Origin of the sequence: Sinomonas terricola, from assembly GCF_034931225.1 — a bacterium.
GTDB lineage: Bacteria > Actinomycetota > Actinomycetes > Actinomycetales > Micrococcaceae > Sinomonas > Sinomonas terricola.
Window position 1 is genome coordinate 89,717 of the sequence record NZ_JAYGGQ010000018.1, and the last position, 12,154, is coordinate 101,870.

Consider the following 12,154-nt stretch of genomic DNA (forward strand, 5'->3'; position numbering starts at 1 on the left):
TGGGATTCAAACCTCTTGCAGATCAGCAGGCTTTCGAACAAGGGACACTCAACGTGGCAGCACCGCAGAACTACTTGGCCGTCATCAAGGTCGTCGGCATCGGCGGCGGTGGCGTGAACGCAGTCAACCGCATGATCGAAGTCGGTCTGCGAGGAGTCGAATTCATCGCCATCAACACGGACGCCCAGGCGCTGCTCATGAGCGACGCGGACGTCAAGCTCGACGTCGGCCGGGAGCTCACCCGCGGGCTCGGCGCGGGCGCCAACCCCGAGGTCGGACGCCAGGCGGCGGAGGACCACGCGGACGAGATCGAAGAGGTGCTCCGTGGGGCAGACATGGTCTTCGTCACGGCGGGCGAGGGCGGCGGCACGGGAACGGGCGGCGCTCCGGTCGTGGCCCGGATCGCGCGCTCGCTCGGCGCCCTCACGATCGGTGTCGTCACGCGCCCGTTCACGTTCGAGGGCCGCCGCCGCGCGACGTCGGCCGAGAACGGCATCGAGGCGCTCCGCGACGAGGTCGACACGCTCATCGTCATCCCCAACGACCGCCTGCTCTCGATCAGCGACCGCAACGTCTCCGTCCTCGACGCGTTCCGCTCGGCCGACCAGGTGCTCCTCTCGGGTGTCCAGGGCATCACCGACCTCATCACGACCCCGGGCCTCATCAACCTCGACTTCGCGGACGTCAAGTCCGTCATGCAGGGCGCGGGCTCGGCCCTCATGGGAATCGGCTCGGCGCGCGGCGAGGATCGCGCCGTCAAGGCTGCCGAGCTCGCGATCGCCTCCCCTCTGCTCGAGGCGTCGATCGATGGGGCCCACGGCGTGCTCCTCTCGATCCAGGGCGGCAGCGACCTCGGCCTCTTCGAGATCAACGAGGCCGCGCGCCTTGTCCAGGAGGTTGCTCACCCCGAGGCGAACATCATCTTCGGTGCGGTCATCGACGACGCGCTCGGCGACGAGGCCCGCGTGACCGTCATCGCGGCCGGCTTCGACGACGTCAAGGCCACCTCGCCGTCGCTCGAGGACACTCAGGCCAAGGCCGCCGCCCAGGCTGCGGCTGCTGCCGCTGCCCAGCCGGCGCCGGTGGCTCCTGCCGCGCCGCGCCCGGTGGCGCAGCCTACGCCCGTGCACGCGGGACTGAGCCAGTGGAGCCAGTCTTCCGCGGGGTCGCACGCCGACTCGGGTTTCGACGTCGAGCTCCCGGCCGTCGTCGAGCACGACCTCACCGGCTCGCGAGACGACCTCGACGTGCCCGACTTCCTCAAGTGACGTTCGGCGCGGATGCGAGCGGCCTCGGCAGCGCCGGGGCAGAGCACATCTTCTGGTGGCGCCGGGACATCCGTCCCGGCGTCACTGCCGCGTTCACCCAGGTTTCGGCGGGGAATCTCGCCTTCCACGTGGGAACGGACGACGACGGCGTCCGTCGCCACCGCGCGGCCCTCGCGGTCGCGGCGGGCGTCGACAGGGTCCGCTACATGGAGCAGGAGCACGGGGATCGATCCGTATGGGCCGAAGGCTCGGGCGACCTGCCGGTGGCCGACGCGCTCCTTTCCCGGGGGCTTCCCGTCGCCGTCATGGTGGCCGACTGCGTGCCGATCCTCCTCGCGGGGGAGTTCCCGGACGGCCGGCCCGCGCTCGGGGCCGTCCATGCGGGCCGTGCGGGGCTCGCGGCCGGCATCGTAGCCTCCGCCGTCGACGCCCTCCGCGAGGCGGGCGCGCAAGGCATTGAGGCGTGGATCGGGCCAAGCATCTGCGGGCGCTGCTACGAGGTGCCCGCGGCGCTCCGCGACGAGATCGAGGGGAAGGTCCCTGGAACGGCGTCGACCACGTCATGGGGAACGCCTGCCCTCGACCTTTCCGCAGGAGTCGAGGCCCAGCTCGACGGGCTCGGCGTCCCGGTCCACAAGGACGCGATGGCCTGCACGTTCCAGGAGCCCCGGCTCTTCTCGCACCGGCGTGCGCCCGGCGAGGGACGCTTCGCGGGGGTGGTGTGGGCGCATGGCTGAGAATGCCGGACAACCGGACCACAGCGCTGCCCGGCGTGAGCAGCTCGCGTCGAATCTTGCCCGGATCCGAGCCCGCATCCTGGAGGCGGCGCGCGCCGCCGGCCGATCCGATCAGCCTGAGCTCATCGTCGTGACGAAGTTCCACCCGGCCGACGACGTGCGGGTCCTCGCCGAACTCGACGTCACGGACGTCGGCGAGAGCCGCGATCAGGAGGCCTCGATCAAGGCGGCCGAGCTCGCAAGCCTCGGCCTCACGTGGCACTTCATCGGCCAGCTCCAGACCAACAAGGCCAAAAGCGTCATCCGCTATGCCGATGTTGTCCACTCGGTGGACCGCGCGTCGCTCGTCGCCGCGCTCGCCAAGGCCGTGGCCGGCGAGCCGTCGCGGGCCGGGCGCCCTCCGCTTGCGTGCCTCGTCCAGGTCAATCTCGATCCGCAGGCCGAATCGGGCCGTGGAGGCGCGCTGCCGGGGGAGGTTCTCGGCCTCGCGGACCTCATCGGATCGTCCGAGGGCCTCCGGCTTGCGGGGGTCATGGCCGTCGCTCCGCGCGGCGGGGAGCCGCGGCGCGCGTTCGCCCGGCTGGCCGAATGCTCGGCCCTCCTGCGCGGGGAACATCCGGAGGCGACGATGGTCTCGGCGGGCATGAGCCAGGACCTCGAGGAGGCAATCGAGGCAGGCGCGACACACGTTCGGATCGGCACGGATGTGCTCGGTCCCCGGCCACGTGTGCTGTAGCGTCGAAGAGTCGGGACCTTCAGGGCCGGGACCCGGTGCATGAGGACCGCGCGGCCCGAGTACAGGAGTCGAGCATGGCCGGAGTTATGCGGAAGACGATGGTTTACCTCGGCCTCGCAGACAGCGATGAGCAGTTCGAGGCCGAGCCCCAGCACGTCCGCACGGAAGCTACACGTACGGAAGAGGACAAGCCGGTGCACACCGAGCGCGACGAACGCCGCCAGGCGTTTTCCACCCGCGAACCCGCGTCATCCGAGGTTGAGGAGTATCGGGCCCCCGTGACCCCCATCAAGCGTGCCGCGGCCGTGCGCGAAGACGCCGGGCTGCGCCAGATCACCACCGTCCACCCACGCTCGTACAACGATGCCAAGGTCATCGGCGAGAGCTTCCGCGACGGCATCCCCGTCATCATGAACGTCACCGACATGGGCGAGGCGGATGCCAAGCGCCTCGTCGACTTCTCCGCTGGACTTGTCTTCGGTCTGCACGGGAGCATTGAGCGTGTGACGAACAAGGTCTTCCTGCTGACGCCGTCGACGATTGAGGTTCTCGGCGAGGACAAGAACGTCAGCGAGAGCCAGGCGAGCTTCTTCAACCAGAGCTGAGTTCCGGAATGGGCATTCTGTGGGCCGTGGTCTTCCTCGTGCTAGAGCTGTTCCTGGTGGCTCTCATCGCGAGGCTGGTCTTCGACTGGGTCCAGTCGTTTGCCCGTTCGTGGCGGCCACGGGGCGTTTCGCTCGTCGCGGCGAGTGCGGTCTACGCGGTGACGGACCCTCCCATGCGGCTCTCGAGAAGGATCTTCAAACCGATTCATCTCGGTGCGATAAGTCTCGATATCGCTTTTCTGATCCTCGTGATCGCGGTGTATATCGCTATGGCTATCGTTCGGAATCTCGCGTAGGTTCTTAGCAAATGTTCCGGGGACACCTCAGGAAGCCCGCGTGTGCGGGCGGCCCAAGTGGAGCTACCGGGCGCACGTCAGTTACCGTAGTCACGGTGGCGCAAGCCCCTGACTGACTAGACCAAAGAGGTGAGCAGATGGCTCTGACGCCAGAAGATGTCGTCAACAAGCGTTTCCAGCCGACCAAGTTCCGCGAGGGCTACGACCAGGACGAGGTTGATGACTTCCTTGACGAGATCGTCATCGAGCTTCGCCGCCTGAACCAGGAGAACGACGAGCTTCGCAAGAAGGTCGCCGAGCTCACCTCGAAGGGCGGAGCGCCCGTCGCTGCGCCCGAGAAGCCCGCCGCGGAAGAGGCCAAGCCGGTCGAGGTCGCCAAGCCCGAGCCCGCGCCGGTCGTTGCTGCGGCCGCTCCGGCTCCTGCGGCGGCGCCCGCCGTGCACGCCCAGACCGCCGAGTCTGCCGCGGGCCTCCTCGCGATGGCCCAGCAGATGCACGACAAGCACGTCCAGGACGGCGTGGACCAGCGCGACAAGATCATCGCCGAGGCCCAGATCGAGGCAAGCAGCCTCGTGAGCGAGGCGCAGGAGAAGTCGCGCAAGACGCTCGGCGCCCTCGAGCAGCAGCGTTCCGTCCTTGAGCGCAAGGTCGAGCAGCTCCGCGGCTTCGAGCGCGACTACCGTGCTCGCCTCAAGGCCTACATCGAGGGCCAGCTCCGCGATCTCGACGCCCGCGGCTCCGTGGTGTCGAGCGAGATCCCCGACAACGCCGAGGTCTGAGACCCCGAGCCTTCTGGCCGGCGGCCGCGCATAAGCGGCCGCCGGCTTCGGCATGCCAACGGAAAGCAGTATGGAAAACTCTTCGGTGACCCCGTCACAGGGGCGCGCGCGGTCGTCGAGCGGCCATCGCCGCGTTTCGGGACGCGCCATCGCGCTCCTCGCAGCCCTCGCCGTCGTCGCGTACGCGTTCGACCAGCTCACCAAGCTCTGGGTCACGAGCGCGATGGCGGAAGGGGAGCGGATCGCCGTCCTCCCCCCGCTTCTGCACTGGTATTACATCCGCAACTCAGGTGCGGCCTTCTCCATCGGCGAGAACGTCACGTGGGTTTTCAGCATCATCATGACGGTCGTCTCCGTGGCCATCATCCTGTATGCGCGCAGGGTGCGGTCGCTCGGCTGGGCCGCCGCCCTGGGGCTCGTGCTCGGCGGGGCGCTCGGCAACCTGACGGACCGCCTGTTCCGCGAGCCGTCGTTCGGCATGGGGCACGTGGTGGACTTCATCCAGCTGCCCAATTTCGCGATCTTCAACGTCGCGGATTCGTGCGTTGTCACCGGGGTTGCTCTCATCTGCCTCCTGACCCTTCTGGGCATCGGGGCCGATGGAAGCCGGCACGGGAAGTCCCGCTCGGCGGAGCACGGGGCCGCGGGCGAGGATCCGGGTGTCTGAGCAGCACATCGTTCCCGAGGAGCTGGCCGGGCTGCGCGCGGACGCCGGCCTGGCCGCCCTGCTCGGGGTTTCGCGGTCCGCCGCCGCACAGCTCCTCGCGGGCGGGCATGCGAGCTGCGGCGGACGGGCCCTCGCCAAGTCGGATCGGCTCGCTGCCGGCGACGAGATTGTCATCGACGCGCCCGAGCGGCGCGATCCCCTGGAAGTGGTGGTGGAGCACGTGGACGGCCTGGACATCCTCCTCGACGACGATGACTTCGTCGTCGTGGACAAGCCCGTGGGCGTCGCCGCGCATCCCTCGCCCGGGTGGGTCGGGCCGACGGTCGTGGGAGGCCTCGCGGCGGACGGCTTCCGCATCTCGACCTCCGGTGCGCCCGAGCGGGCGGGGATCGTGCATCGCCTCGACGTCGGAACGTCGGGCGCGATGGTCGTCGCGAAGACCGAGCACGCGTACACGGTCCTCAAGCGCGCCTTCAAGGAGCGCACCGTCGACAAGGTGTACCACGCCGTCGTCCAAGGCCTCCCGGACCCGCTCGAGGGCACCATCGACGCCCCCATCGGCCGCCACCCCGGCTACGATTGGCGCTTCGCGGTCGTCGAGGACGGGCGGGCCTCCGTGACTCATTACGAGGTGCTCGAGGCCTTCGGACGCGCGAGCCTCGTCGAGGTCCACCTCGAAACCGGGCGCACGCATCAGATCCGCGTGCATTTCTCCGCGCTGCATCACCCGTGTGCGGGCGACCTCACGTACGGAGCCGATCCCCGCCTCGCAGCAGAGCTCGGCCTTACGCGGCAGTGGCTGCACGCGCGTCGGCTCGGCTTCGCGCATCCCCGTACTGGCGAATGGGTTGAGGCAACGAGCCCGTACCCGGCTGATCTCCAATACGCGATCGAGGCCCTCCGGAGTGGCCGACACTGAGCTGTCGGGGCTCGAGCCTAGACTGGTGCGGTGAGCTCCGCAGGTTCGTTCGTCCACCTCCACAACCACACCGAGTACTCGATGCTCGACGGCGCAGCACGGCTCGGCGACTTGTTCGGCCACGCTGCAGAACTGGGCATGAACGCCCTTGCGACGACGGACCACGGCTTCGTCTTCGGAGCGTTCGACTTCTGGAGGAAGGCGAACGACGCCGGGATCAAGCCCATCGTGGGGGTCGAAGCCTATCTCACCCCGGGGACGGCGCGGCAGGACAAGACCCGTGTGCGCTGGGGCGACGGCGGGCGAGACGACGTCTCGGGTGCCGGCGCCTACACCCACATGACCATGTGGGCCGAGAACACCCAGGGCATGCACAACCTCTTCCGGATGTCCTCGCTCGCGTCCCTCGAAGGGTACCTGTACAAGCCGCGCATGGACCGCGAGCTCCTCCAGACGTACGGCAAGGGCCTCATCGCAACGACGGGGTGCCCGTCCGGCGAGGTCCAGACGAAGCTGCGCCTCGGCCTGTACCGGGAAGCGCGGGAGGCGGCGGCGGAGTTCCGCGACATCTTCGGCCACGACAACTTCTACTGCGAGCTCATGGACCACGGGCTTGAGATCGAACGAGGCGTCCAGGCCGATCTCATCAAGCTCGCGAAAGACCTCGGCCTTCCGCTCGTCGCGACGAACGACCTCCACTACACTCACGCGGAGGATGCGTCGAGCCACGCGGCCCTCCTCTGCGTCCAGTCCGGCTCGAACCTCGCCGACCCCAAGCGCTTCAAGTTCGACGCCGACGAGTTCTACCTCAAGTCTCCGGCTGAGATGCGTGCGATCTTCAGCGAGCATCCCGAGGCATGCGACAACACGCTGCTCATCGCCGAGCGCTGCGACGTCGAGTTCAACACCAAGGCGAGCTACATGCCCCGGTACCCCTGCCCGGAGGGGGAGAACGAGGAGTCGTGGTTCGTCAAGGAAGTCGAACGCGGCCTCCACTACCGCTTCCCGGGCGGGATTCCGGACGAAGTCCGCAAGCAGGCCGAGTACGAGATCGGCATCATCACGCAGATGGGCTTCCCGGGCTACTTCCTCGTCGTCGCCGACTTCATCAACTGGGCCAAGGACCACGGGATCCGCGTCGGCCCGGGCCGTGGCTCGGGCGCTGGGTCCATGGCCGCATATGCGATGCGCATCACCGACCTCAACCCGCTCGCGCACGGCCTCATCTTCGAACGCTTCCTCAACCCGGACCGCGTCTCGATGCCCGACTTCGACGTCGACTTCGATGATCGCCGCCGCCCCGAGGTCATCAAGTACGTCACGGAGAAGTATGGCGACGACCGCGTGGCGATGATCGTCACCTACGGCACGATCAAGGCCAAGCAGGCCCTCAAGGACTCGTCCCGAGTACTCGGCTACCCGTTCTCGGTGGGCGAGCGACTCACAAAGGCGATGCCGCCGGACGTCATGGGCAAGGGCATGCCGCTCGTGGACATCCACAACCCCGAGGCGAAGCGCTATGGCGAGGCCGAGGAGATGCGCGAGCTGCTGCGCTCGGACGCGGACGCGCAGCGGGTCTTCGAGACGGCGCTCGGGCTCGAGGGCCTCAAGCGCCAGTGGGGCGTCCACGCGGCCGGCGTCATCATGTCCTCGCATCCGCTCATCGACATCATCCCGATCATGCGCCGCGAGCAGGACGGCCAGGTCATCACGCAGTTCGACTACCCGACCTGCGAGGGCCTCGGCCTGATCAAGATGGACTTCCTCGGCCTGAGGAACCTCACGATCATCACGGACGCGCTCGACAACATCAAGCTCAACCGCGGGCACGAGCTCGACCTCGAGCGGCTCGAGCTCGACGACGCCGCGTCCTACGAGCTGCTCGCGAGAGGTGACACGCTTGGCGTGTTCCAGCTCGACGGCGGGCCCATGCGGTCGCTGCTCAAGCTCATGCGCCCCGACAACTTCGAGGACATCTCCGCCGTCCTCGCCCTCTACCGTCCAGGCCCCATGGGGGCGAACGCCCACACGAACTATGCCCTGCGCAAGAACGGCCAGCAGGAGATCACGCCGATTCACCCCGAGCTGGCCGAGCCGCTCGAGGACATCCTGGGCGGAACGTTCGGCCTGATCGTGTACCAGGAACAGGTCATGGCCATTGCGCAGAAGCTCGCGGGCTACTCACTGGGCCAGGCCGACATCCTCCGGCGCGCCATGGGCAAGAAGAAGAAGTCCGAGCTCGACAAGCAGTTCGAGGGCTTCTCCGCAGGCATGCGCGAGCGCGGCTATTCGGGCGAAGCGGTCAAGACGCTGTGGGACATCCTGCTGCCGTTCTCCGACTACGCGTTCAACAAGGCCCACTCGGCCGCCTACGGTGTCGTCTCGTACTGGACGGCGTATCTCAAGGCCCACTATCCCGCCGAATACATGGCGGCCCTCCTGACGTCCGTGGGCGACGACAAGGACAAGTGCGCGATGTACCTCAACGAGTGCCGGCGCATGGGCATCACCGTTCTGCCGCCGGACGTCAACGAGTCTGCACTCAACTTCACCCCGGTCGGGAACGACATCCGCTTCGGCATGGGCGCGATCCGCAACGTCGGCGCGAACGTCGTCCACTCGATGGTTGAGGCCCGCGAGGAGAAGGGGGCGTTCGCCGGCTTCAGCGACTTCCTCCAGAAGGTTCCCGCCGTCGTCTGCAACAAGCGCACGATTGAATCGCTCATCAAGGCGGGGGCGTTCGACTCCCTCGGCCATCCCCGGCGGGCCCTCGCGATGATCCACGAGGAGGCGGTCGACGCCGTCATCACCTTGAAGCGCAACGAGGCGGCGAACCAGTTCGACCTCTTCAGCGCGTTCGACGGCGGGGGAGACGGCGAGCTCTCGGCGGGGCTCGCCGTCGAGATCCCGGCCCTGCCGGAGTGGGAGAAGAAGGACCGCCTCGCGTTCGAGCGCGACATGCTCGGCCTCTACGTCTCCGACCACCCGCTCCAGGGCCTCGAAGGCGTGCTCGAGGGCCACGCCGACCACGCGATCTCCCACCTCATCTCCGACGAGGGGCCGCAGGACGGCGCCATCGTCACGATCGCCGGCATGATCACGTCGCTCAGCCGGCGCATCGCGAAGGCGAGCGGGAACGCGTATGCGAGGGCTGAGATCGAGGACCTCGGCGCTTCCATGGAGGTCATGTTCTTCGGCCAGGTCTACGGGCCGATTTCGTCGATCCTCGCCGAAGACCTCATCGTCGTGGTCAAGGGTCGCCTCCAGCGCAGAGACGACGGCGCGGTGACCCTGAGCTGCATGGAACTTACCGTGCCGGATCTGAGCCAGGCGGGCACAGGCCCCGTCGTCATCTCGATGCCGACGCACAAGGCGACCGAACGCGTCGTGACCAGGCTCGGCGAGGTGCTCAAGACGCACCCCGGCCACAGCGAGGTCCAGCTGCGCCTCCATGGAACCCGGAGCATCGAGGTCATGAAGCTCGGCGTGCACCTGCGGGTGAACCCGAATCCTGCCCTGTTCGGAGACCTCAAGGTCCTCCTCGGGCCCGCGTGCCTCGATGTCTGAGTCTCGCGAAGCCGCCCACCCGGTCTGGCCGCGTCCCGGAACGATGCTCCGTTGGCTCCTCGCCCCCACGCTGGCAGGACCCGTCCTGGGGTTCGTCTGGTGGCTCGCGGCGCCGGGCGGCCGCCTTTACGGCGACGGCTCCGACTACGCCGCGTGGCTTGCTCGCGACTTCGCCTTTGCGGGGCTTGCTGCGCTCGCGGCGGTCTGCGTCGTAGTCTTCGTCGTCCGGGCGCACGACCGCTTCGGCTTCGCCGGACGGTCCCTCGCGGCGCTCGTCGGCTCGGGCGCGGGAAGCCTGCTCATGTGGCTCACCGGTGCGGGGCTGGCCCGGGTGTGGGGCTCGCTCAGGTCTGATCCGAGCGTCGACGGCTCCGCGTTTGGGCTCCAGGCGCTCAGCGCCCTCGCGCTCTGGCCAGCGATTGTCGCCGTCGTCGTCCTCGGCCTCGCGAGCATTCTCTGGTCCCCGCCCACCCGCCCCTAGCCCACCCCTCGGGCTGGGCTCGCCGCCCCCGTCTCCGACGCGGCATCAGGGCTCGCGGGACCGTAGACTGGGCTGGTGACATCGCCAGCCCCCGCCCTCGACTTCCGCACGATCGACCTGAGGGGCGGCAGCTTCAGCCTCGCCGAGCTTCGGGCCATCGTGCCGCGTCTCGAGGCCGATCAGGGCAGTGCCGTCGAGGACACCGTGCGCGGCATCATCGCCGACGTCCGCTCGGGTGGCTTCGCGGCCCTCTCGCTCCTCGCCGAGAAGTTCGACGGCGTCGTCCAGCGCCACCCGCGCGTCCCGGCCCCGGCGATCGCCGACGCGCTCGCTTCGCTCGATGCGGGGGTCCGGACGGCCCTCGAGGAGTCGATCCGCCGGGCACGCGTCTTCGCCGAGGCGCAGCGCCCCGGCGACGTGACCGTGCGGCCCGGCGATGGGGCGACCGTCACCCAGCGGTGGGTTCCCGTGCGGCGCGTCGGGTTGTACGTTCCGGGCGGGCTTGCCGTCTACCCGTCGTCGGTCGTCATGAACGTCGTCCCGGCGCAGGCCGCGGGCGTCGGCTCGATCGCGCTCGCGTCCCCGCCCCAGAAGGACAACGGAGGCCTGCCGCACCCCACGATCCTTGCCGCGGCGGCCCTGCTCGGCATCGACGAGGTCTACGCGATCGGCGGCGCGCAGGCTGTCATCTCCTTCGCCTACGGGATTCCGGCACGAGAGGACGCCATGGGGGCCCTTCCGGCGATCGAGCCGGTGGACGTCGTGACCGGTCCGGGGAACATCTTCGTCGCGACGGCGAAGCGCCTGGTCAAGGGCGTTGTCGGCATCGACGCGGAGGCGGGGCCAACCGAGATCGCCATCCTCGCTGATGCGACCGCGCGGCCCGAGCTCGTGGCGGCCGACCTCATCAGCCAGGCCGAGCACGACACGAGGGCGGGGTCGGTGCTCGTGACGGACTCGCCCGAGCTCGTCGAGGCCGTGCGAGAGCACCTCGCGGCCCAGGTGGAGGGGACGAAGCATCGAGAGCGCGTGCTCGCCGCGCTCTCGGGGCGCCAGTCCGGCGCGGTGCTCGTGGACGACGTCGACGCCGGCATCGCCGTATGCGACGCCTATGCTGCCGAGCACCTCGAGATCATGACGGCCGCCCCCGGCGCGGTGGCTGCCCGCATCCAGAACGCGGGCGCCATCTTCGTGGGCGCCTACAGCCCCGTGAGCCTGGGCGACTATTCGGCGGGTTCCAACCACGTGCTTCCCACGAGCGGAACAGCCGTCTTCTCGTCCGGGCTCAATGTCACGACCTTCCTCAAGGCCGTCCAGGTGATCGACTACAGCGAGGGGGCCCTCGCCGAAGTCGCCGGGCACATCCGGAGCCTCGCGGACGCAGAAGACCTTCCCGCCCACGGCGACGCCGTGGACCGGCGCTTTCGCTGACCGCCAACCACCTCACCTAGTGGGGGAGACCACTACATCTGGTGATCGAGCGTTGGTGACCTCAGGCGTACCCCATAGAATCAGAGGATGTACTGCCCTTTCTGCCGCAATCCGGACTCACGCGTCGTCGACAGCCGGATTCAGGACGACGGCGCCGCAATCCGCCGGCGCAGGCAGTGCCCCCAATGCGGGCGACGGTTCACGACCATCGAGACGACGAGCCTCACGGTCATCAAACGCTCGGGGGTCGGCGAGCCGTTCAGCCGTTCGAAGGTCATCAACGGCGTGCGCAAGGCGTGCCAAGGCCGCCCAGTGACCGAGGATGACCTCGCGCTCCTCGCGCAGGAAGTCGAAGAGGCCGTGCGCGCGAGCGGTGCCGCCGAGATCAAGGCGCACGAGGTCGGCCTCGCGATCCTCGGGCCGCTCCGGAAGCTCGACCACGTGGCCTATCTGCGGTTCGCGAGCGTGTATCAGTCCTTCGAGTCGCTCGAGGACTTCGAGGCTGCGATCGCCCTGCTCCGCTCGGAGCAGGTGGAAAGCCTCTCCGAGTAGCAGCAGAACGGCCGCGGGCGCCCCCCCCGGGGGGGGGGGCGGGCCGGGGGGGGGGGGGGGGGGGGGCGGACGGGTGGGGGGGTTGGTGGGGTGCGGCCGGCAGCGGGGCGCCCCCC

12 protein-coding genes are annotated in these 12,154 nt (G+C 68.8%); all 12 read left to right on the forward strand.

The window, feature by feature from the left end; all coding sequences use genetic code 11:
- Positions 1–53 precede the first annotated feature (53 nt).
- Entirely contained in the window at positions 54–1,268 is a 1,215-nt protein-coding gene (ftsZ, locus tag SPF06_RS19395; RefSeq protein WP_323280795.1) for a cell division protein FtsZ, read from the forward strand.
- Positions 1,265–2,005, forward strand: a complete 741-nt coding sequence (locus SPF06_RS19400; protein WP_323280796.1) for a purine nucleoside phosphorylase YfiH/LACC1 family protein — start codon at positions 1,265–1,267, stop codon at positions 2,003–2,005. The genes ftsZ and SPF06_RS19400 overlap by 4 nt, the downstream gene beginning before the upstream one ends.
- Positions 1,998–2,741, forward strand: a complete 744-nt coding sequence (locus tag SPF06_RS19405; RefSeq protein WP_323280797.1) for a YggS family pyridoxal phosphate-dependent enzyme — start codon at positions 1,998–2,000, stop codon at positions 2,739–2,741. The genes SPF06_RS19400 and SPF06_RS19405 overlap by 8 nt, the downstream gene beginning before the upstream one ends.
- A gap of 74 nt (positions 2,742–2,815) precedes the next feature.
- A complete protein-coding gene (locus SPF06_RS19410) occupies positions 2,816–3,346 on the forward strand; it encodes a cell division protein SepF (RefSeq protein ID WP_323280798.1) in 531 nt (176 codons plus the stop codon).
- A gap of 8 nt (positions 3,347–3,354) precedes the next feature.
- Entirely contained in the window at positions 3,355–3,642 is a 288-nt protein-coding gene (locus SPF06_RS19415; protein ID WP_323280799.1) for a YggT family protein, read from the forward strand.
- A 137-nt stretch (positions 3,643–3,779) separates the two neighbouring features.
- On the forward strand, positions 3,780–4,421 hold the full coding sequence (locus SPF06_RS19420) for a DivIVA domain-containing protein (protein ID WP_323280800.1): 642 nt from the start codon (positions 3,780–3,782) through the stop codon (positions 4,419–4,421).
- 70 nt (positions 4,422–4,491) lie between these two features.
- On the forward strand, positions 4,492–5,088 hold the full coding sequence (gene lspA / locus SPF06_RS19425) for a signal peptidase II (protein WP_428985805.1): 597 nt from the start codon (positions 4,492–4,494) through the stop codon (positions 5,086–5,088).
- Positions 5,081–6,007, forward strand: a complete 927-nt coding sequence (locus SPF06_RS19430; RefSeq protein ID WP_323280801.1) for an RluA family pseudouridine synthase — start codon at positions 5,081–5,083, stop codon at positions 6,005–6,007. The genes lspA and SPF06_RS19430 overlap by 8 nt, the downstream gene beginning before the upstream one ends.
- Positions 6,008–6,037: 30 nt before the next feature.
- Positions 6,038–9,574 carry a DNA polymerase III subunit alpha gene (gene dnaE / locus SPF06_RS19435; RefSeq protein WP_323280802.1) on the forward strand — a complete coding sequence of 1,179 codons (3,537 nt, stop codon included), beginning with the start codon at positions 6,038–6,040 and terminating at the stop codon, positions 9,572–9,574.
- Positions 9,567–10,055, forward strand: coding sequence for a hypothetical protein (locus SPF06_RS19440; protein WP_323280803.1), 489 nt, complete (start codon positions 9,567–9,569; stop codon positions 10,053–10,055). The genes dnaE and SPF06_RS19440 overlap by 8 nt, the downstream gene beginning before the upstream one ends.
- Positions 10,056–10,127: 72 nt before the next feature.
- Positions 10,128–11,486: a histidinol dehydrogenase gene (hisD, locus tag SPF06_RS19445; protein WP_428985808.1), complete on the forward strand. Its 1,359-nt coding sequence runs from the start codon at positions 10,128–10,130 to the stop codon at positions 11,484–11,486.
- A gap of 87 nt (positions 11,487–11,573) precedes the next feature.
- Positions 11,574–12,038: a transcriptional regulator NrdR gene (gene nrdR, locus SPF06_RS19450; RefSeq protein WP_323280805.1), complete on the forward strand. Its 465-nt coding sequence runs from the start codon at positions 11,574–11,576 to the stop codon at positions 12,036–12,038.
- Positions 12,039–12,154: the final 116 nt, after the last annotated feature.